Source organism: Cohnella ginsengisoli (assembly GCF_029525555.1).
Classification (GTDB): Bacteria; Bacillota; Bacilli; order Paenibacillales; family Paenibacillaceae; genus Cohnella; species Cohnella ginsengisoli.
Map to the genome: position 1 here is coordinate 2,187,843 of NZ_JAPDHZ010000002.1, position 21,698 is coordinate 2,209,540.

Annotated in this window: 18 protein-coding genes and 4 pseudogenes; 15 read left to right on the forward strand and 7 right to left on the reverse strand. The window is 58.2% G+C overall.

The features are described from left to right. Nucleotides 1-191: 191 nt before the first annotated feature. Nucleotides 192-716 (reverse strand): AAA family ATPase, encoded by a 525-nt coding sequence (locus tag OMP38_RS10255; RefSeq protein ID WP_277564977.1) that lies wholly within the window; start codon nt 714-716, stop codon nt 192-194. Between the two features lie 260 nt (nt 717-976). On the opposite strand from OMP38_RS10255, the pseudogene OMP38_RS10260 reads away from it, so the two are divergent. The 10 genes and pseudogenes from OMP38_RS10260 (at nt 977) to OMP38_RS10305 (ending at nt 10,389) form a co-directional block, all read left to right on the forward strand. Continuing rightward, nucleotides 977-1,862, forward strand: a pseudogene (locus tag OMP38_RS10260) (carbohydrate ABC transporter permease). Between the two features lie 18 nt (nt 1,863-1,880). Beyond that, nucleotides 1,881-2,727: pseudogene (locus OMP38_RS10265) on the forward strand (carbohydrate ABC transporter permease). Between the two features lie 39 nt (nt 2,728-2,766). Beyond that, nucleotides 2,767-3,588, forward strand: a complete 822-nt coding sequence (locus OMP38_RS10270; protein ID WP_277564978.1) for a hypothetical protein — start codon at nt 2,767-2,769, stop codon at nt 3,586-3,588. Between the two features lie 2 nt (nt 3,589-3,590). Beyond that, entirely contained in the window at nt 3,591-4,541 is a 951-nt protein-coding gene (locus OMP38_RS10275; protein ID WP_277564979.1) for a sensor histidine kinase, read from the forward strand. Then, on the forward strand, nt 4,541-4,735 hold the full coding sequence (locus tag OMP38_RS10280; RefSeq protein WP_277564980.1) for a response regulator: 195 nt from the start codon (nt 4,541-4,543) through the stop codon (nt 4,733-4,735). Before OMP38_RS10275 ends, OMP38_RS10280 begins: the two co-directional genes overlap by 1 nt. Next, complete coding sequence (locus OMP38_RS10285; protein ID WP_277564981.1) at nt 4,722-5,612, forward strand: response regulator; 891 nt, start codon at nt 4,722-4,724, stop codon at nt 5,610-5,612. Before OMP38_RS10280 ends, OMP38_RS10285 begins: the two co-directional genes overlap by 14 nt. 383 nt (nt 5,613-5,995) lie before the next feature. Continuing rightward, on the forward strand, nt 5,996-6,235 hold the full coding sequence (locus OMP38_RS35735) for a helix-turn-helix domain-containing protein (protein WP_420869631.1): 240 nt from the start codon (nt 5,996-5,998) through the stop codon (nt 6,233-6,235). A gap of 28 nt (nt 6,236-6,263) precedes the next feature. Continuing rightward, nucleotides 6,264-7,691, forward strand: a complete 1,428-nt coding sequence (locus OMP38_RS10295) for an ABC transporter substrate-binding protein (RefSeq protein ID WP_277564983.1) — start codon at nt 6,264-6,266, stop codon at nt 7,689-7,691. Nucleotides 7,692-8,112: 421 nt separating this feature from the next. Next, complete coding sequence (locus OMP38_RS10300) at nt 8,113-8,454, forward strand: cupin domain-containing protein (protein WP_277564984.1); 342 nt, start codon at nt 8,113-8,115, stop codon at nt 8,452-8,454. 84 nt (nt 8,455-8,538) lie between these two features. After that, nucleotides 8,539-10,389, forward strand: coding sequence for an alginate lyase family protein (locus OMP38_RS10305; RefSeq protein ID WP_277564985.1), 1,851 nt, complete (start codon nt 8,539-8,541; stop codon nt 10,387-10,389). 61 nt (nt 10,390-10,450) lie between these two features. Here the strand turns inward: OMP38_RS10305 and OMP38_RS10310 are convergent, their stop codons facing one another. From OMP38_RS10310 to OMP38_RS10335, 6 genes and pseudogenes are all read right to left on the reverse strand, one after another. Next, nucleotides 10,451-12,436: a glycoside hydrolase family 2 protein gene (locus OMP38_RS10310; RefSeq protein WP_277564986.1), complete on the reverse strand. Its 1,986-nt coding sequence runs from the start codon at nt 12,434-12,436 to the stop codon at nt 10,451-10,453. A 267-nt stretch (nt 12,437-12,703) separates the two neighbouring features. Beyond that, nucleotides 12,704-13,976, reverse strand: a pseudogene (gene hisD / locus OMP38_RS10315) (histidinol dehydrogenase). Nucleotides 13,977-14,129: 153 nt separating this feature from the next. Then, nucleotides 14,130-14,726, reverse strand: coding sequence for a LacI family DNA-binding transcriptional regulator (locus tag OMP38_RS10320; protein ID WP_277564987.1), 597 nt, complete (start codon nt 14,724-14,726; stop codon nt 14,130-14,132). Further along, nucleotides 14,713-15,141, reverse strand: coding sequence for a LacI family DNA-binding transcriptional regulator (locus tag OMP38_RS10325; RefSeq protein ID WP_277564988.1), 429 nt, complete (start codon nt 15,139-15,141; stop codon nt 14,713-14,715). Before OMP38_RS10325 ends, OMP38_RS10320 begins: the two co-directional genes overlap by 14 nt. A gap of 676 nt (nt 15,142-15,817) precedes the next feature. Further along, nucleotides 15,818-16,447, reverse strand: coding sequence for a hypothetical protein (locus OMP38_RS10330; RefSeq protein ID WP_277564989.1), 630 nt, complete (start codon nt 16,445-16,447; stop codon nt 15,818-15,820). A gap of 142 nt (nt 16,448-16,589) precedes the next feature. Beyond that, a pseudogene (locus tag OMP38_RS10335) lies at nt 16,590-17,583 on the reverse strand (cation diffusion facilitator family transporter). Between the two features lie 589 nt (nt 17,584-18,172). Here OMP38_RS10335 and OMP38_RS10340 point away from each other — a divergent pair. The 5 genes from OMP38_RS10340 to OMP38_RS10360 all read left to right on the forward strand — a co-directional run bounded on the left by OMP38_RS10340 (nt 18,173) and on the right by OMP38_RS10360 (nt 21,318). Further along, on the forward strand, nt 18,173-18,418 hold the full coding sequence (locus OMP38_RS10340) for an AraC family ligand binding domain-containing protein (RefSeq protein ID WP_277564990.1): 246 nt from the start codon (nt 18,173-18,175) through the stop codon (nt 18,416-18,418). After that, nucleotides 18,405-18,998 carry a helix-turn-helix transcriptional regulator gene (locus OMP38_RS10345; protein ID WP_277564991.1) on the forward strand — a complete coding sequence of 198 codons (594 nt, stop codon included), beginning with the start codon at nt 18,405-18,407 and terminating at the stop codon, nt 18,996-18,998. The genes OMP38_RS10340 and OMP38_RS10345 overlap by 14 nt, the downstream gene beginning before the upstream one ends. Before the next feature lie 37 nt (nt 18,999-19,035). Further along, entirely contained in the window at nt 19,036-19,548 is a 513-nt protein-coding gene (locus OMP38_RS10350; RefSeq protein WP_277564992.1) for a cupin domain-containing protein, read from the forward strand. Beyond that, nucleotides 19,500-19,916, forward strand: coding sequence for a helix-turn-helix domain-containing protein (locus OMP38_RS10355; RefSeq protein ID WP_277564993.1), 417 nt, complete (start codon nt 19,500-19,502; stop codon nt 19,914-19,916). The genes OMP38_RS10350 and OMP38_RS10355 overlap by 49 nt, the downstream gene beginning before the upstream one ends. Before the next feature lie 115 nt (nt 19,917-20,031). Then, on the forward strand, nt 20,032-21,318 hold the full coding sequence (locus tag OMP38_RS10360) for a glycoside hydrolase family 27 protein (protein ID WP_277564994.1): 1,287 nt from the start codon (nt 20,032-20,034) through the stop codon (nt 21,316-21,318). Nucleotides 21,319-21,698: the final 380 nt, after the last annotated feature.

Here is a 21,698-nt window from a genome sequence, read left to right on the forward strand (position 1 = left end):
GAGTACAGGGTTCGGTTAACCTCGTAAGTGCCGCCTGCAGGAACGGCCTCACGCGAGCGCTCGGGAATCGGGTCGGAAATACCGTAGCCACCGATCGTTACATCGGCGATACGGAAGTCATCCGGCCCCGCAGGCAAGTCCTGGCCGGAGACGTTCTTTGCGACAAACGTCAGCGAAATGCGTTTATTTTCTCAACCCAGCCTGTACCGTTCGTTGCTCACGATCTCCTGAATCACGAGCTCAATGGCATCTACGCGATTGCGGCTCGTATCCAGCAGATGCTTGGTATCTAAGCCGGATGCCTTAAACTCTTCAATTAAAATAAGACACCGTTCCCCCATTTGATGCTCCGGTTGTCGAAGTCGGTCTCTGCTCAGCAGCGTTTCGGCGTCAACCCACAATACCGTATACACGACTTCTGCGGAAAACGCCTTCAGCCTCTCTTTCAGCCAATAAGCTTCGCGTGGGAAGGTAACGTAGTCGATGACGACGTCAGTGCCGTTGGAAATGAAGTTTTGGGTCAAACTCGATATATTGTTCCAAATGAGCGATAACTCAAGCTCGCTTTCCCAGGGCTTCCGCCGACCGTTCTTATGCATATGGCTCACATCGTCCCCTGAGATATAGGCGCTATTTTTTAGGGTGCGAGCCAATGCCTTTGAAGTCGTCGACTTCCCGACGCCCGCCGGGCCTGACAATAGATACACCGATGGCACGAAGAGCCCCCCTCACTTAAAGTCGAATTCGATAATCAACGTGCGGGATCTCCCCGATCTCGCCAGGCTTGGCGCACTTCATTCGCCTCGCAGCTGCATCGCAAATAAATTCCATTTCGATTGCTCTTTTTCCTGCTGCCGGCCTCTCCCTTCTTCGATGACAGTCACTTTCTCCCCTCTCGACAGTCGAATCGTCCGTCCCGCCCACCCGCCTCCCTCTCCTATAATCGAATTTATAATTGAAGGAGGGTTGCAGGACCATGAAAAAAATCCAACCTTACGTATTCATATTGCCGAGTCTGCTGCTCACCCTGGCGCTGGGGGGTTTACCCCATCCTATGGGCGCTCCGGTACATGTTCTACGACTATGCCGGCTACGGCACGGCGACTTATGTCGGCTTGGACAATTTCTCCCGGCTCATGCGGGATGCTGAATATTGGAATTCGGTGAAAAACACGTTTATTTACGCCGGTGGCAAGCTCATCCTGACGCTGCCGATCTCGCTGGTCCTGGCCGTCGTTCTGAACAAGGCGTTCCGCGGCAGGCAGCTGCTCCGGGCGATTTACTTCTTGCCGACGATCATCAGCGCTTCCGTCATGTCCATCGTCTTCTTCATTATCTTCAACGCCTACAACGGCATGGCCAATCAGTTCCTGATGAAATATCATCTGATCTCTTCTCCGATCAACTGGCTGGGCGCGGACTACGCGATGCTCACCACGATCCTGATCGCCGTGTGGGGCGCGGTCGGCAACTACATGCTGCTCTTCCTCGCCGGGCTGCAAGGCATCCCGAACGATCTGTACGAAGCGGCCTCCCTGGACGGCGCGAACGCGTCGCAGAAGCTGTTCAAGATCACGATCCCGATGCTCGGACCCGTCCTGCAGATGATCGTCATGTACGCGATCACGGTCGCGCTCAAGGGCTACGAGAGCATCATGGTGTTCACCGGCGGCGGCCCGTACGGCAAGACCGACGTCATGTACCTCTACGTGTTCAAGCAGTTTTTCCCGGTCTCCGCGGACACGGCCAGCTTGCAGCGCTTCGGCTACGGCAGCGCGGTCGGCTTCGCCTCGGCGGTCATCGTCGGCGTCGTGACGGCTGCTTACTTCTACTTTTCCAGAAAAATGGACAAAATCTATTAAGAAAGCGGGGCTGCGCCCATGACGTCGGCGAAAATGGCGGCTGTGCTGCCTAGAACGATACTTTGGATCTTCCTGCTGGTTACGGCCTTCCTGATGCTCTTCCCCGTCGCGCTCACCCTGCTCGGTTCCTTCAAGACGAACCTGGAGGTGACGACCGGCGCGACGATTTTCCCTAAAGTCTGGCAATTCGGCAATTATTCGACCGCCTGGAAGGCGGCCAACTTCTCCCGCTTTACGTGGAACAGCACGTTCGTCAGCGCCGCCACGACGATCGGCACGCTGCTGGTGACGACGATGGCGGCCTACGCGGTCGACCGCGCCAACTTTATCGGCAAGCGATTCTACGTTTTCCTGCAAGCCAGCACACTGTTCATCACGATCGGCGCCGTCGTGCTGCGCCCGCAATTCGACATGATGATCGGCCTCGGCCTGCAGAAGTCGCTGTGGGGCGTCGTCATCATCCTCATCAGCGCCCACGCTTCGATCTTCTTCATGCTGATCGGCTTCTTCCGGGGGGATCCCGCGCGATCTTGACGAAGCCGCGCTCATCGACGGCTGCAACTTCTACTCGGTGTTCTGGCGCATCGTACTGCCGCTGCTGACGCCGGCGCTCGGCGTCTGCGGCCTGTTCGTCTTCCGCGGCGCCTGGAACGAGTATATCCTCCCGCTCGTCTTCACGATGACGAAGCCCGAGCTGCAGACGCTGACCGTCGGCCTCGCCGGCCTCCGCTACAGCATCGGCTCCGCCTCCGAGACGCAATTGATGCTGGCAGGCGCGTGTCTGTCGATTCTCCCGATGCTGATCGTTTACATTTTTGCCAACAAGTCTTTCATGCAAGTGTCCGCGGGGGCCGTTAAGGGATGACGCGTTGCGCTATAATGGGGGGGCGGGAGTGTGTGACTCATGAAGCATGCCTACTATCGGTTATCCCTTAAAAAAAGAATTCAGCTGTTCTACATCCTGCTCACGGTGTTCTGCATCTTCGTGACCGGCATCCTCTCGGACTACTTCGCGTCCCGGGTCATGGAGCGCAATGCGCTGGGCCTCAGCCAGAATACGCTCAACAAGTCCGCCCAGGCGCTGGACGAACATCTGCGCCACGTCATCGTCTCCTCCTATACCCTCATGCTGAGCGACGCCTTCGTCCAGACGATGATCGACGTCCAATCGAAAAACGACGCCAGCTATTACCGGAACCTGTCGGCGCTGCAGGTTCCGTTCGTTCAGCTGAAGCTGAACGAGCCGCTCGTGGAGTCCGTTCTGCTGAGCACGCCGATCGGCGAATTCTATGCGACGAAGGACACGCGATCCGCCTCGGCTTCGGCCGACTACAGGAAGGCGTTCGGGGATTGGCTCGACCGGCCGTCCTGGAGCGTCCAGTGGATCGGCGCGCATGCCGATCCTTTGTTCGTCGGCGGCAAACGCGTGCTGTCCCTGCTGCTCAGACCGCTCAGCAGCCAGTATTCGCCGGACGTCTACCTGACCGTCAATCTGAACGAATCGCTCGTTCGGGGGGATCGTCGAGGACAATCTGATCGACGAAAAGGTCGGCTTGTACTTGCTCGCCGCCGACGGCTCGGAGGTCGTGCGCCCCACCCGTCCGTCTCTCGCGTTCGACGAGGAGCCGGCTTTTATGAGCGCCATGTCCCAACGTACCGGGAAGGGCTTTTTTTCGTTTTTCAGACCGGGCTCGCGACCGTCAGCTCGTCAATTACGCCAATCTGACGATGAACGGCGGCTGGTCGCTCGTCGGCATCCAGTCCGAAGCGGCGCTGCTGAAGCCGATGAAGAACATCCGATGGCTGATCCTGATCATCATGGCGGCCTGCGTCGTCATCGCCCTGCTTTTCTCCAAGGTGCTGTCGGACGTGCTCCTCAAACCCCTCTACAAGCTGCACCGTCTAATGGCCAAGGTCGAGCAGAACGACCTCGAGGTTCGATTCGAGAGCCCCTACGAGGACGAGGTCGGACACGTCGGGCACAAGTTCAACCGGATGCTCGAGCAGATCCAGACGCTGATCGAAGAGGTCAAAGATTTCGAGCAGGACAAGCGCAAGTCGGAGATCAAGGCGCTGCAATCGCAGATCGAGCCCCATTTTTTATACAACACGCTTAACACGATCTATTGGAAAAGCGAGAGCGAGGAATATCGCGACGTGCAGGAGATGATCTTCTCCCTGTCCCTGCTGTTCCGCCTCGGGCTGAACAACGGCAACGAGATCACGACGCTCGAGAAGGAGCTCGACCACGTCCGTCAATATTTGCTCATCCAGCAGAAGTGCTACGAAGACCGCTTCGACTTCTCGATCGAGCTGGGGGACCCTGAGCTGCTTGGAATGCCTATTCTGAAAATTCTGCTGCAGCCGCTCGTCGAGAATTCGATTCTGCACGGGTTGGAGCATGTGAGAGAAAACGGGAAAATCAGCATCGACGTCCGCCGGGATGGCGCCAACCTGCTGCTGCGCGTCGCGGACAACGGGAGCGGCATGGACGTGGAGCAGGTGCTCCGGCGGATGAACGGTTCGGATACGCCCACGAAGGGCGGCTATGCGCTTGCGAACGTGCGGGCGCGCCTGCAGCTGACTTACGGCGCCCAGGCGTCGATGACGCTCTCGAGCGTGCCCGGTCAAGAAACGGCTGTTAGCTTGCTTATTCCCCTGCCGAAGGAGGCGTCTTGATGGAACGGATCGTCACGATGTGCGTCATCGACGATATTAAGACGGTCGTGAACGGAATCGCGACCCGCATCCCTTGGGAGCGACACGGAATCGAGGTCGTCGGCACGGCGCTGGACGGCGCGGAGGGCCTCGCCCTGATCCGGGACAAAAAAGCCGGACATCGTCGTCACCGATATTCGCATGCCGGGTCTTAGCGGCATCGAGATGGTGAAGCTGGTCGCGGACGGGGATATCCCCTCCAAAATCATCTTCATCAGCGGATATACCGACTTCAACTACGCGCAGGAAGCGGTCAAGCTTGGCGCATTCGATTATTTGCTGAAGCCGTTCACGCCCCAGCAGGTGATCGACGCCGTCGCGAAGGCGAGGGACGCCGTGCTGAGCGAGCTGTCCCGCCACAACGTGCTGCGCCAGATGGAACTGCAGCTCGCCGAGAGCATGCCCCATCTGCGGCAGGAGTTCTGCCGCCGGCTTCTTCGGTACGACTCGAGCCTGGAGTCGCTGAACCGGCAATGGGGCTTCCTCCAGATGGAGATGGCCTATTCGCCGCTCCTCGTCATGGTCGCCGAGATCGACAGCTTCGAGGAGAAGGCCCGCCTGCTCCCGATCAAGGAAATCGAGCTCGCCCGCTTCGCCGTGCAGAACGTGCTGGAGGAGACGCTCGCCTCCCGCACGAAGTTCATCCTAATGCGAGAGAACGTGCACCAGTTCGTCGCGGTGCTGAATCCGCCGGCGGATCTCGACACGGCAGGGCTGCTGGAGCTGTGCCGGGAAAATATCGACCGGTGGACGTCGCAGTCCGTCTCGATCGGCATCGGCTCGCAGGCGGATACCATCCAGAGCGTCTACCTGTCCTATGAGCAGGCCAAGGCCGCGCTGTCCTACGCGTTCTACAGCGGCGGCAACTGCGTGCTGCCCTATACGGAGAAGAGCGGCTTCATCTCTCCGCGCTTCTCGGCCGACAAGGAAAAGGAGCTGCTGTTCGCGCTTCGGTCCGGCAATCAGGACAAAGCCGCGAAGATGCTCGACGACATTTTCATGGAGTGCTCCCAGTACCCCGTGCCCCCCTGAGCCGGCCGTGATGACCAACCTGCTCTATGGCTTGGCCTTTTCTATTTTCCGCGCGCTGTCCGAGCAGGTGTCGGACGAAGAAAGGCGGCAGCTCGAGATGAAGCTCGCGGAGATGAAGGAATTCGCCTCCCTGTCGCTCGGCGGCTGGCAGCGCAAGCTGCAGGATTACTGCGCGCACGGCTGCGGCATGCTCGCGAACCGGCAAAACCACGACGCCGCGAGGCTGATCGTGCGGACCAAGACTTATATCGAAGAGCACATCGAGCAGAGCCTGACCGTGAACGACTGCGCCAGATCGGTCCATCTCAGCCCGAGCTATTTCGCCAACCTGTTCAAAAAAGGAGACGGGCATGACGCTCATGCAGTACGTCACCCAGCAGCGCATGGAAAAAGCCAAAGCGATGCTGGCAGACGGGCTTCAGGTGCAGGAGATCGCCGCCTCTCTCGGATACGAGGACCGACCTTATTTCAGCGAGCTGTTCAAGAAGCATACGGGGCTGACGCCGACGGAATACCGGAACAAAAAAGTGATTTCCTCCTCCCTGCACAGTAGGAATGTCCTTCTCCCCTCTCGCGGGTTCCGTCCTATAATCGAGTCAGTTGCCGGACGCCCGTCAGGCTAACGCATACGACAAAGGGAGGTTTTTATACATGTTGAAGCAATGGGGCTATACCGCGCTTGGCGCGACGCTGATCGTCGGACTTGCGGCATGTTCATCCTCGGGCAACGACGGCGCAGCTTCGTCCGCCCCGAGCGCTTCGAATAGCGGCACGGCATCTGCAAGCGCTTCCGGACAAGCCGCCTCCGGGGCCAAAACGAAAATCGCGTACTGGACGCCGGACCGCCACGACGCCGTATTCATGCAGGCCAAGATTGACGAATTCAACAAGACGAATACGGACAACATCGAAGTCGAGATGACCGTCATGGCCGACAACTATCCGGACGCGGTCGACATCGCCTTCGCGAGCAAGCAGGCGCCGGACGTCCTGCAGATCAACAACCTCGACACTTACGTGAAAAAGGGCTATATCACGCCGCTGAACGCTTACATGGACGACGCGACCAAGAAGCGATTCGAATCGATCCTGATCGAGAACAAGAACATGATCGACGGACAGATCTATTCCTTCCCGAACATCGGTCAGACGTGGCGCCTCATCTACAACAAAGACCTGTTCGCCAAAGCGGGCATCGCCGAGCCGCCGAAGACGCTCGCCGAGCTCGTCGAGGACGCGAAGAAGATCACCGCGGCCGGCAAGGCCGACGGCGCGTACGGCTTCGCCAGCAACTTCAAGAGCTCTTCCGGCTTCTGGCGCCCTTCGATCACCGTATCGACGGCGAGCGGCACGACCGGCGCAGAGGGGTACAACTTCCAGAGCGGCCAGTTCGACTTCAGCTCGGTCAAGGACATCGCGCTCGCGCTTCGCCAGATGAAGGAAGACGGCAGCATGCTGCCGGGCGTCGAGAGCCTCGACATGGATCCGCTGCGCGCGCAGTTCGCGCAGGGCAAGATCGGCATGTACATCAACCACTCCGGCGAGCCGGGCGTGTACAAGGACCAGTTCCCGACGACCGTCAACTGGGCAGCGGCGCTGCCGCCGACCGCCGACGGACAGATCCACGGCGCGATCAACGTCGTAGGCGGCTCCTACATCGGCATCAGCAACGACTCGCCTAACAAGGAGAAGGCCTGGAAGTTCCTTCAGTACGTCTACAGCCTTGATCTGCAAAAGGAATATTACGAGAGCGGCTATGGCGTATCGCTGATCCCGGACGTCATCGAAGCGGCTTCCACCCCTTCGCTTCCCGGCATCGAAGGCTTCCTGCCGACGAAGTACGACGCCCTCTACCCGGCCACCCCGCTGAGCGCGACGGAAGCCGACCTGGAAGGAACGAAATACGGCGACGTCCTGACCAAGTACGTCATCGTAGGCGGAGATCTCGACAAGACGATCGCGGACCTGAATACCCGCTACAACGCGGCGCTCGCCAAAGCCCGCGCGGACGGCACGACGAAGATCGAAGCGGATCCGAGCTTCGACGCTTCCAAGCTGCAGGGTACGCTCGCCCAATAACCGACGACTAGACGAATCCGATCTCGGGGCTGCCTCCAAGTCATGACATGACCGAGAGGCGGCTCCTTCGGTCGTTTGGGCGAAGGCTTGACCCGGAAGTTGGGTGCGCGCTAGCGGAACAAACTTCCGCTATGACGGCCCGAGCCGCGGCCCCGCGGCGCAATAGCGGAAAAAACTTCCGCTATGCGTGCCCAACCCGCGCACCCGTGGCGCAATAGCGGAACAAACTTCCGCTATGATGGCCCAAACCGCGGCCCCGCGGCGCAATAGCGGAACAAACTTCCGCTATGACGGCCCAAACCGCGCCCCCGCGGCGCAATAGCGGAACAAACTTCCGCTATGACGGCCCAAACCGCGGCCCCGCGGTGCAATAGCGGAACTAATTTCCGCTATACTAACAACGTAAAGGAGGTCCATCGCCATGATCCTTCATAATAACGATATCCCCAGCCGCAAAGTGGACGAATACGCCTCCCGGAAAATTCTCGGGACGGGCGGCAGCCTGATGATGGTGGAAGTGAGCTTCAAGAAAGGCGGCGTCGGCGAAGTCCATTCCCACGACGCGCACGAGCAGACGAGCTATATCGTGAAAGGCAAGTTCGAGGTGTCCGTGGACGGCGTCAAGTCGGTCCTGGTCGCCGGCGACAGCTTCTACGCGGGGCTTCGCGTCCCCCATGGCGTCGTGGCGCTGGAGGATTCGATCATCCTGGACGTGTTCACGCCGCTCCGCCAAGATTTCCTGGAAGCCGAGGTGCCCGAATGAATCCGTTCTACCTGACGCACGAAGAGCTCCGCGAAGCCGCCAAGATTTTTGCCCAAGACTATCCCGAGCAGGCCAAAAAAAGCCGTGGACGTCGCCGAGCATGCCGGCCGCAACGAATTCCGTCTCCCCTACACGATGGTCAAGGACAGCTGGGTCCACATGGGAACGCCGATCGACTGGCTGCATAACCCGACGAAGGACCTCGAGTTCACCTGGATTTTTAACCGTCATTGGCATATGGAGGATCTGGGCAAAGCCTACCTGCTCACCGGGCGCGACGATTACGTGCATACGTTCATCCGGCACTTCGAGGAGTGGATGGCGCAGAACGCCCCTGCCCAAGAGGTGCCCTACGAGGAAGCGACCTACTTCCAGCGTCCCGGCCCCTGGCGGCTGCTGGAGACCGGCCTTCGCGTGCAATCGTGGATCTGGACGTACCGGATGGTCGAAGGAAGTCCCCGAATTACTGATTCGTTCCGCGAGCGCTTCTTCGGGGCGCTTGCCGACCATGCGGACTATTTGACCCGGTATCTGGGTAGCGTGGAGATCAACCATGCGATCATGCATATGCAGGGGCTGTTTATGATCGGGGCTTTCCACGCGGACCATCCCCGCGCGCCGCTTTGGCGCCAGCTAGCCGCCGAACGACTGGAGCTGTGCATGCTGCGCCAGGTCGGGGAAGAAGGCGTGCAGAGCGAGCTGACGACGCATTATCACAACGGCAGCATCGGCATGTTCAGCACGCCTTATCTGCTTGCCCTCAAGACCGGGTACGAATTTCCCGAATGGTATGCGCACAAGCTCGCGCGCATGGGCGCCTTCACCGATGCGGTCATCCGTCCGGACGGACAGGCGACGCCGATCGGCGATTCGGACTGGATCAGCCACGGCCGGCGGCCGCTGGGCTTGCTCGGCGCGATTCTGAACGACGAGGCGCTGCTGAAAGCGGGCGAGGTGAGCGAGGAGCTGCTTTGGCTGTTCGGCGCCGACGTTTATACGCGCATGCGGGACAGCCAGTCTTCCTTCTCACCCGCCACGGTCAGTCGCGCGTTCGAGCAAACCGGCTACTATTTCGTCAAGAGCAAGAATCACCATCTGTTCTTCGACGCGGCCTGCATGGGCGGCGCGCACGGACACGCCGACGCGCTCAGCATCGAATGGATGTGGAACGGCCAGCTCGTATTCGTTGATCCGGGCAGGTACACGTACGAGGAAGGCGAATGGCGCCGCCTCTTCAAAAGCACCCGTGCGCACAACACCGTAACGGTTGACGGCCTGGACCAGACGCCTTATGAGGCGACCCAGCGCTGGGGCGAACCGGTCGCAAGCTGCGAGACGCTTCGCTGGATCGACAATGCGAGCTTTTCCTTCATCGAAGCGACGCACGACGGATACCTCCGGCTAGAAAAGCCTGTCCTCCACCGGAGATGGACGCTCGTCGGCAAGGAGGTCGATCTCCTCCTCCTCGTCGACTGGCTGGAAGGAGACGGCGAGCGCCAGATCGAACAGCGCTTCTACTTGCATCCGGATGCCGCGGTCGAGCTGGGAGGCAGCGACGCCGGCTCCGGCAGTGACGCGCCTTGGGCCCGCATCGTCTATCCCTCCACAGGCTCGCTCGTCCATGTGCACTGGACGGCGGACGGCGGAGCAGGCTCCGGCTTCGCCGCCTCCGAAGAAGCCGGTTGGATCTCCCGCATCTATGGGGAAAAGGAGCCGAACCGGGTTCTGTCCATGGGCGGCCAAGCGGACGGTACGGCGGGCGTCGCCTGCATCGCCTTGCCGCAGCTGGCTGCGTCCGGCGCTTCGGCCGCCAGTCTTGAATCGTTCGACATCGACGCGAAGCGCCAAGCGGCGACCGTCGTGTATACGGCGGATGGCCGAACGGTCCGCGTGACGATCGACCGGGACGACGTGAGTTGGACGGTCGAAGGCTGAAAATAGAAGATGGCGTTCCCCTGTCCGGATGAACAACCGGACAGGGAAACGCCATCTTTTGTCAATCGATCGCAATCTCTTGCGCGAGTGCTACAAATCCATTCGGTCGCACGATTCGGATCGGAATACGGGTCGCCCCGGGCGCGGCCTCGAAGATCAGTTCAACGGATTCGCCCGGAAGCGTATCCGGGATCGGCAGCGCAGCCTCAGACGTCGCTCCTCCTCCCTCTCCGACCGAAGCCGTGAAACGGTATCCGCGAACGGCATGGCTCGGAAGGTCGTCCCGAACGGTTAGCTTCACCTTCACTTGATTCGCCTCGTATCTTGCGGCTTCCGCCAGCTGGATCGGAGACGCGAGCTCGGTTAACAAAGACAACGAAGGCTTGGGATTGCCGTACAAATCCGTGCTTCCGTGCACCCTTTTTCGCAGCCGTCCCTCTCCCTCCTCGCCCATTTGCGTCCGATAGTCGTTCAGGCTGAAGTAGATGGCGATGGCGATCTCGGGATGCCGCTTGTATTCCGCCATATTGTCCGACAAGATCTTGGCCCGCCGCGGATCTCCTCCCGGAAAAGCGGGTTCGCACAAACCGAATTCCGCAACGGCAAGCGGCTTGTCCGGATAGGCGGCGGTTATTTGCTCAATGACGGACTGACGATTCAAATCCCCGTGCCAGGTGCCGATATAATCGTTCCACATGACGACATCGCCTTCGCCTGTAGCGTCGCCCGCAGGATCGAGGTGCACGGTGTTGCTGACATAGTTGACGAGACGGCTAGCGTCTAACCGGCGAAACGCCTGCTTCAGCTTCCCCATATAAGCGAACGTATGGGGATCCTGTCCGTCCAGCTCGTTTCCCATGCCCCAGGCGAACACCGAAGGATGATTGTAGTGGCGGTCAATCATTTCCTGGGCATGCTGCAGGGCGAGCGGCAGATGCGCATCGTCGGGAGCGGCAGGCTGCTGCCAATGCGGAATCTCCTCCTGGACCAGCAGGCCGTTGCTGTCGCACCAGTCCAGCAACTGCGCATCCTGCTGCCAATGGAAGCGGGTAATGACGCAGTTCGCTTCCTTCATCTGGCGCAAGCGCTGAATAAGGTCGGCTGCGGTCTCTGCCATCCCGACTTCGGGATTGGAGCCCGGCATCCATTCGACGCCTATCAAACGGACAGGCTCGCGGTTGAGCAGCAAGCGGCTGCCTTCCGTTACGATCTCGCGAAACCCGAGCATAACCTCGATTCGATCGCTTGCGCCACCGCTGTCATATACGGCGATCTCAAGCGAATAGAGGTGCGGGCGGTCGAAATGCCAAAGCTTGATGCCATCCAGACGCAGCTCGCGCAGCTTCGCCGACCGGGCTCCGGGCTGCATTTCAACCGCATATCGTTCTTCCGCGAGCAGCTCGCCGTCGTACCGGACAGCAAGCGATACCTCGGGACGCGCGCCCGCCTCCACCCGATCAAAGTAAAGGGAGCCGCCGAGGATTCCGTCCGCCGTCATTCCTGCCGGTGAACCCGGCTCGCCCGTAAACGCCGGCAAGGCGTCGATTTTCGCGAAATCGATGGCATGGCGGCCGGATACGATCAACTGAACGCCGCGAATCAGTCCGCCGTCATCCGCCCAATCGAAGCTGCGGGCGAACGGCAACGCCTGCTCGCTTGGGCGATTGTCCGCGCGAACGACGAGCCGGTTCGTATGCGCGAAGGATAGCGCGGCGGTCAGATCAAGCGTAAACGACGTGTAGCCCGATCCGGCATGACCGCCGATCAGTTGCCCGTTCAACCAGACTTTGGCGTCGCGATAGACGGCCTCGAATTGAATCCTCACCCTTTTCGACCGCCACGCGCCTTCCGCCTCGAATTCGTACGCATACCAGGCGGCGCCGCGGTAATCCTCCAGCCCTTCTTCGACGTTCCAGGTATGCGGTACGGCGACCGCCCTCCCGTCAGGAAGCCCTGAAGCCTGCCAACCCTCGTTCTCTCCGATATCTCCAGCGTCTACCCGAAACGTCCATCCGCTCGACAGGCCGATCGTTATTCTTGGCTGCAAGGCATTCTCCCCATTTCCTTGATGACGAATCTCGGGCACGCTATCCTGACCCAGTAAGCTTACTTTAATACAAGCCCCGCATCGCGCCAATTCATTAAGTTCGGGTTCTCATGGAGTATTTTCGGATTCGGTAGCATGGCTAAAAAAGATGAGCTTGTAGAACACGTATTCTTAAACAAGCCCTCCCTAGAATTCCACCAGCAGCCATGAGCGGTGCAGCAGGTGAGAATTGCCGTAATCGTAGGTATCCTTCCATTTGTGCAATTTCTAATAGTATCTTCGAACACGCAAGTCGGCTTGCGCTTTATGCCCGGCAAAATGCTCCAATTCGCAAAGACGGGAAACATACTGCCCGACAAGCCTGCTTGCCTCCTCCGTGCAGCGTTGGTAGGTGACCGTCTTCAAATATTTGCCCACCCATAATCCTCCGGTATACCGCGCGGCGCCCTTCGTAGGCAGCGTATGGTTGGTCCCGATCGCCTTATCGCCGTACGCCACGTTTGTCTCGGGACCGAGGAACAGCGCTCCGTAGTTTTTCATGTTGTGCAGAAAATAGTCCGGATCTTCCGTCAGCACCTCGACATGCTCATAAGCCAGCTTGTCGGCTTCGGCCAAGGCTTCCTGAACGTTGTCGACAACCATAACCGTTCCATAGTCGCGCCATGACTTGCCTGCAATATCGGCGGTAGGAAGACTTTCAAGCTGACGGTCAATTTCAACTAGCGTTTCCTGCGCCAGCGTCTTCGACGTCGTAATGAGAACGGCAGGCGATGTCGGACCATGCTCCGCCTGGCCCAGCAAATCGGTCGCGACCATTTCGGCATCCGCCGTATGGTCGGCGATGACCAGAACCTCCGTCGGCCCTGCGAATAAATCGATCCCCACTTTTCCGTACAACTGCCGTTTGGCTTCGGCAACGTAAGCGTTTCCAGGGCCAACCAGCATATCCACCGGTTTGATCGTTTCGGTTCCAATGGCCATGGCGGCCATCGCCTGAATGCCGCCTAGAATATAAATCTCGTCGGCTCCGGCCATGGCCATCGCACAGACCGTGGCGGCGGGTACGGCTCCTTCAATCGGCGGCGTACACGCGATCACGCGGGAGACCCCCGCCACTTTTGCCGTTAAAATGCTCATGTGCGCCGATGCGACCATCGGATAACGGCCGCCCGGAATATAACAGCCCACGCTGCTTACCGGGATGTGTTTATGGCCAAGCACGACGCCCGGCAGCGTCTCAACCTCCAGATCATGAATCGTTTCCCTTTGTTTCGCAGCAAAATTGCGAATTTGGGTCTGTGCGAAGCGGATATCTTCTTTGACGCTATCCGGCACGGACCTCACGATCTCGGAGATCTGCTCAACGCTGAGCCGGAAGTGTTCGGGGGGACCAGCGGTCAAACTTCCCGGACAGCTCCCTTACCGCCTCATCCCCGCGTGCGGACACATCCCGAATCACAGATCGGACGGTATCGTAGACCGTTTGATCCTCCTGATGGAAGTCGGCGGGCGTCATGCCCTGCTTGATGTACTTGACCATTTTTATGCTCCTTCGCAGGTAATGAATACGTATTCACGGAAATGGTAACACCTGCCTAACTTTTCGTCAACCACGATTTCTTCGCCTTTTTTGCAGCAGCGGAGATCATGCAAGAAGCCCCCTGCGCCAAGCAGGAGGCTTCCTCGATGTTCCTTAGCTACCGGATGAGTTTACGGGACCCGTCGTCTTTCTCACAATCAGCTCCGGCCTTAACGTGATCTGGATGGCATTCCTCTCGGAATCGCCTTTTTCAATCAACTCGAAAAGGGATTCGGCTGCGATGCTGCCCATGGCGAATTTCTGATGGCCGACTGTAGTCAGCTGAACGGCACGATGGGACGCCATCCGCGTATTATCGATCCCCGCCAGACTGATGTCCTCCGGAATCCTCAGACCCATCATGAGGATGATATCCATGCAGATCAGCGCGATGGCGTCCGTTGCGCAAATGATGGCGGTCGGCAGCTCCGGACGGTTCAACATCGTGAATACCGTTCTTTCAATCTCTTCCGTAGTCGTGTCGATAAAACTCGTCCATTCCGGCTTCATTTCCAGACCGTGCTCCTGCATCACCTGCTTGAATCCGACGCTTCTCTCCTGGAAGGTCGAGAAGTCCGTTTTCCCGGACAGATAAGCTATTTTGCGGTGACCCAGGCCAATCAGGTGACGCGTAACCTCCGCCACGGCCGATGGATTGTCAAGGACGACATAATGACCTCCGCTCTTAGACCTCCTATTAAAAAAAGACACAGGGCACCTTGACCCGCTCCAACTGTTCCACAAGCGGATCGTCGAGCTTGATGAGCGACAACAGCACGCCGTCCACTTTGCTGCTCATGATCAAATCAAACAAATCCGGAATCTTGTTCTCGTCTTCGAAATAAACAAGCGTTTTGTAGCCTTTATGCTTCGCAAATTGAACGATGGAATCGGTCGTTTCGGCAAAAAAGCCGTTCTGCAGAGAGCCTGAAATCAGCGCAATCGTCCGGGTCGTATTGGTAACCAGGCTTCTGGCAATCAGGTTGGGAACATACTGAAGCTGCTCCATGGCTTGCTGCACCTTCATTCTGGTCTCCGGCTTCACGCTTTGTGGATTGTTCAACACTCGCGACACCGTAGCCTGGGACACACCGGCCTTCTTCGCCACATCGATGGAGGAGATCATGAATAATCCTTTCTGAATACGTATTCATTTAATCCGATTATAGAAGTCGATCGTTGATCTGTCAATGGATGGGCTGCTTCCGCGTAGTTGTTCCGCGATAATGTCACCGTATAGTAATTTGGCTCGAAAATGTAAAAGCAGGCACTGAGCAGCCAAATAATTCGCCGATGGACAGCCTACTCCAACCCGCACTTGTCAGCGAGGGTGAACCCGAAGGTTGCATGGCCTTTATTCTACTGCCAAGCTGCCATGCAGGAATTGCCGCCTTCCATCGTATCAGGTCTTCGAATAATGATATAAAATATAACCCGTGTATTTGACATAAAATCCGTTTTCGATCCGTTTCCGGTCCTCCAGCGAGATCCCAAAAGAAAAATCGGCGCCCGGTCCGTAACCATGCTGGCCCACGGATATCTTGTTTTTGTTCATATCGTAAATCGTTATTTCTCCCGGGGATGGCGATGAGAAAGAACCGTTCTCATGAAAAACGCCATTGTACAAGAATTCTCCGGACCTGAATTTCAGGTTAAAGGCGGCATGAAAGCTGAAATAGATGTCATTTGCGAATTTCCCTCTGTTCCATACGTCGTCAAGAAGAATCGTTGTACGGTGCGTTTGAAGTAAATTTATATCCAAGTTTTTTCGCTCCTCGGGTTGAAAAGCGATCCATTCAGGCTTAATGAAAAATTCGATAGGCACCTGTTCTTGTAGCGTATCCAGCCTGTATCCATCTCGTCTTGTAACATGATCCAAGATGGCGTTTTCGGTATAATGCCGATTGTAATAGCTGTAGCCGATGAGGATAGCGACCGCAAGCGCAAGAGCAGCCGCAAGCAAACTTCTTTTTTAATTTCATCCTCCGCTCCGACTCCCCCCCGTAAATAAAGCTTCTCAATTCACTCGTCAGGTCTTTGGATATCGTGTACCCCTGACTGCTCTCCTCCGTATTCACGAGCAAGGCATTCATCCCGTCTTCGTCTGCCACGTTGAGTACGTATTTCTTTTGCGTACCGTCCTCGAACGCGAGATACATGAAGAAAGTGACGACATAATCCACTACGCCATTCATTTTTTCCGCATTAACGATCCCCTTATGAAATACCTTCAGCGCATCGCCATTTTCCTTCGTAAAAGTCTTTTCCGCAAACGGAGGCGTCTCCGCACGCTTGCAAAAGTCCGCGCATTCCAGCTTGACGGACACGATTTCTTTTCCGTCCAGCATGACTTTGCCATTCTTGCCCGTACCGCTCGCGCACCCTGTCGCAGCGATGCTCAGAAGCAAAATGACAATCACAAGGATTCTCAACCCATCCATCCCCTTCCATTATGAGTTAGAACGATCCATTCGGATCAAAAGTTGCTTGAATCGCTCAACGATAAAAAAAAGCCTGCCGATTCGCGCCGGCAGGCTAAAATATTTAAGTAGGGTTCACCGTTCGTTGACGTTCTTAAGAATTAACAGGCTCCGGATTCCAGTTTCTCACGCCATTGTCTTCGATAATCCCGATGGTCACGTCCGCAATGTCGGCATCCAGCAGCAGACGATCCCGGATCTTGAACTTGATATCGTCCGCGTCCGCCAGCGACAAACCGGGGCGAAGCTCGATCAGTCCCTCGACGTGATAGTATCGGCCTTCCTGCAGAATCCGCATCTGATAAATATCGGTCACGTAGCTGTTGGAGAAAATGATCTGCGCGACTTTATCCTCCACGTCCCTAGGCGCGGATACGCCGATGAGCCCGACCATGTTGTCATAGCCGACCTTGAACGCGACCCCGACCATTAATAAGCCGATGAGGATGGTCGAGATGCCGTCTAGCAAATGAAAGCTCGTCAGCGACGTCACCACAACGGCCAGCAGCGCCAGAAGCGCACCCGTCGTCGCGACGAGATCTTCGTAAAAGACCAAACGCGTCGGCGGCGCGGCGCGTCCTACGTTTTTGAACGCTTGGGGGGATGATAGCCAGCCCCTTCGCTTCCGCCCGCGACTCATGGACGATCTCCTTCATCGCTTTGATGAGAACAAATCCGTCGACCGCGATGGATAGGAGCAACACAATGAGATTAAACCAGAATCCGTGCGATTCAGCCGACGGGTGCTTCAGCAAGTGAAAGCCTTCGAGCATGGTCTCGTACGCCATTACGGTGACGACGATGACGGCCACCATGCAGAACAAGTTGATGACCCGGCCGAACCCGGTCGGGAAACGGCGCGTCGGCTTTTTCTCCGCCAGCACGCTTCCGGCGAAGACGAAGGCTTGATTCACGGCATCGGCGATCGAGTGCATCGTCGATGCGAACATCGCCCCGCTGCCCGTCGTGACCGCGGCGATCCCTTTGACGATCGCGACCCCGGTATTGCCGATGGCGGCCGCCGCCGAAGAGGTGTTTCCTTTTTTCAATAATGCGATAAAGCTTGTCCTTTGACTGTCCGAATCCACGATGAATAGTCCCTCCTAGTTGATATCAAGAGCTTACTACGTAATAAACAGAACGACGGTCGCGTTATCTTATCATTTTCCTCTTATACGCGGGACCGTTCATCCATTATAATGGCATTACCCATATATGGTTAATTTATAATTTTCAAGGGGATCTATTCATGATGAAGCATTGGTGGAAGGACGGCATCGCGCTCCTTCTCTCCTTATCGATCGTCGGGGGGAATCGCTTTTAAAACGCTGCTGCCGGACGCTTTTGCAAGCGGACCCGCTTTAACTTTATCGCTGGACGAGGCAAGCGCGCGGCTGGAGCGAATCGTCGCGAACCCGGGTTCGAACGTCGCTCGTATCGACAGCCGCGCCCTTGACCCTGCCGTATACCAAGCGCTGGCGAATGCCGTTAACGATTATGGGGCATCCAACGATCTGCTGTACGCCGCGAAGCTGGTGGAGAAATACAACGACGACGGAATGCTCGAGAATCTACGCGAAGCACTGGATATCGTTAACGACGTGAAGGAGCAAAAGTTATTCACTTAACCCTCGGTACGCGGCTTAACGCCCTTAAAGATGAGCCAGAGCAGAAGCGATGTTGACCATCGGCTCGATCGGCTGGCAGCGCATCCAAAGCGCCGAATACGCCTTCTCGGGAGATAACCGCCCGGATTGCGGGCATGTCATCTTCCAATATACGCTTAGCGGCGAAGGCTATATCGAATACGAGCAGCGGCGCGTTCCCTTGCCGAAGGGCTCCGCGTTTCTCGTCCGGATTCCGGGCAGTCACCGCTACTATTACGAAGAGAACGGCGCCCCCCTGGGAAGTGCGCTGGCTTAATCTGCGCGGCGACGAAGCCAGCCGGATCTGGGACCTCGTCCTGGCGCAGGAAGGGACGATTATCCGCAGGAATGCGGAATCGCCCTTGATTCTGCATCTGTGGAAGCTCTATCGGGCAATCTCCGAGGAAAAGATAACGGATAAGTACCGGCTGTCCGTCCTCGCCTACGAATGGATGCTATCGCTGCTCCAGTCGAGCCGGGAATCGGGGCGGGAAGTCAGCTCGAAGTCCCATACGCTCCTGCACGAAGCCAAGCAGCTGATGAAGGCGAACTTCGCTTCGCCTCTAACGCTGGATGCGATCGCCGGGCAGCTTGGGGTGAACAAATACCATTTTTACCGATTGTTCCAAAAGGCCGAACACACCTCGCCGCTCGCCTATCTGCGGGACCGAAGGGTGGAGGCCGCGATCGCGATGCTCCGAACGACGGATTTGCCTGTCCAAGAAGTGGGTAGGCGGTGCGGCTTCGACAGTCCGAGCTACTTCGGCAAGGTGTTTCGGGAATACATGAACCTGTCTCCGGCTGCGTACCGGAACAAGAAGCTGGAGTTCCCGTACGATGCCATCTTCTATGATTGACCTTGCGGGTTGCGGAAAGGAGACGATGCTATGACCGATGCCGCCGAATACGGCACCTACGGCTTCCGCTTCGCCGATCCCCCCCGAGCTGCCGCTCTGCGGCTTGTTCGCGGTCGGACGGGAACGGGAGACGAGCGCTTCCTATCGCTGGGACGGCCTGAAGCGCGACGACGGACCGCTCCTGCTGTTTCAATATACGCTGGCCGGCGAAGGCGCCGTCGAGATCGGGACGCGGCGCGAAGACGTCGGCACGGGCTCGGCCTTTCTCGTCGAGATTCCGGGGGGACCATCGTTACTACCTGCCTGCGGACAAGGCGGAATGGGCCTTTTATTTTCTGCTGTTCAGACCGCGCCTTCTCCTCCCCGCTTGGGAAGCGATCAAGTCCAAGCTCGGAGACGTCTTCGAGCTGCCGGCCGGCAGCGCCCCGATCCGCAAGCTGCGGGCGATCTTCGAGGAAGCGCGCGAGGGCAAGATCACGGACCCGTACACCGCTTCCGCCCATGTCTATCAATTCGTCATGGCGCTCGCCCGCTTCGCGTCCGCTCCTGACCGGGAGCGGGAGTCTTGGCCGGACGCCGTGCGCGCGGCGGTCCGCTACATCGACGCAAACTACGCCGAGATGGTCGGACAATCGCAGCTGGCCGCCAAGTCGGGCTTGTCCAAGTACCACTTTCTTCAGGACGTTCTCGCGTTACGTCGGGCAGACGCCGAACGATTATTTGAACCGGGTGCGGATCGAACGCTCCGTCGAGCTGCTCGGCCGGACCGATTGGAGCATCGAAGCGATCGCCTCCGCCGTCGGGTATTCGAGCGGCAGTTATTTTATCAAAGTGTTCCGCAGGCTGACCGGCCAGACGCCCGGCCAGTATCGCGAGGGCCGTCAGCTCCCGTACAGCCGGCTGTTCTACGATTCATGACGAGCAGCAATTTTGTGCTATCGATCGTCCAAAATTACGGTGTTCAGCAAGTTCCGGCGGCATTATGATGAGGACACGACCGCAATCATATCTCATCGATAGGGAGTGTCTTCGCTTGAATCATCATCACGTTGCCCCGACGCCGCCGATGGGCTGGAACAGCTGGGATTGCTACGGCGCCGCCGTGACCGAAAAAGAAATTCGCGCCAATGCCGACTACATGGCCGAGCACCTGAAGGACTTCGGCTGGGAATACGTCGTCGTCGATATCCAGTGGTACGAACCCGGCGCCGTCTCTTCGCAGTACCGTTCGTTCGTGCCGCTCGAGATGGACGAATATTCGCGGCTGGTGCCGGCAGTGAACCGGTTCCCGTCCGCGGCGGACGGCCAAGGCTTCAAGCCACTTGCCGACTACGTCCATGGGCTGGGGCTCAAGTTCGGCATTCACATCATGCGGGGTATCCCGCGCCAGGCCGCGCATGCCGCTACGGCGATCAAAGGAACCTCCGCGACCGCGCGCGACATCGCGCACCCGAATTCGATCTGCCCGTGGAACACCGACATGTACGGCGTGGACGCGTCCAAGGAAGGCGCGCAGGCCTACTACGATTCGCTGTTCGAGCTGTATGCGCAGTGGGGCGTCGACTTCGTCAAGGTGGACGATATCGCCGCATCCCGGCTGTACGATACGCATCTGCCGGAGATCGCGATGATCCGGGCGGCGATCGACCGATGCGGACGGCCGATGACGCTGAGCCTGTCGCCGGGACCTGCGCCGATCGCGCATGCCGACTTCCTGGAGGCGAACGCGAACATGTGGCGGATGACCGACGACTTCTGGGATCTGTGGGATCTGTTGCTCGATATGTTCGACCGCTGCGAGCAGTGGCAGGGCCGGACGGGACCCGGACATTGGCCGGACTGCGACATGCTGCCGCTCGGGCATATCGGCATCCGTTCGGTCGACGGCGGCGGCGCAGACCGTTGGACGCGCTTCACCAAGGACGAGCAGGTGACGATGATGACGCTGTGGACGCTGTTCCGCTCTCCCCTGTTCTTCGGCGGCGAACTGAACGACAACGACGACTGGACGCTGTCGCTGCTCACGAACCGCGACGTGCTCGCGATGCATCGCGGCGGAACGGACGCCAGACTGGTGTCGCGGGACGGCGACCGCATCGTCTGGTCGTCGAACGGGCCGGACGGCGTGCGCTACGTCGCATTGTTCAACACGGGCGACGCACCGCTGCAGGTAGGCGTCGCGTTGGAAGCGCTCGGCTGGAACGATGGCGCCGACGCTGCGGCGTTCGATATGTGGGCGTCCGAGCCGCTCGGCGCGGTCGGGGAGCGGTTGGAGCTGAGGGTTGCGTCGCATGGCGCGAGATTGGTGAGGTTGAGCTAGAACCGGCTTGCGGGCTTGCCGGACCTTTGAGTGGAGAATGAGAGAGTCCCGGACGCTGGCGTCCGGGACTCGACGTATTTCTGGTTAGGACTTGTCGCAGCTTGATGGCAGCGTTCAGGCTGCGTTTGTTTCTAGTCGAGACTTTCTGCGGCCGGCACGCAGCGTTCGGGTTGCGTTTGTTTCTAGTCGAGACATTCTGCGGCCGGCACGCAGCGTTCGGGCTGCGTTTGATTCTAGTCGAGACTTTCTGCGGCCGGCACGCAGCGTTCGGGCTGCGTTTGTTTCTAGTCGAGACTTTCTGCGGCCAGCACGCAGCGTTCGGGCTGCGATTGTTTCTAGTCGAGACTTTCTGCGGCCGGCACGCAGCGTTCGGGCTGCGT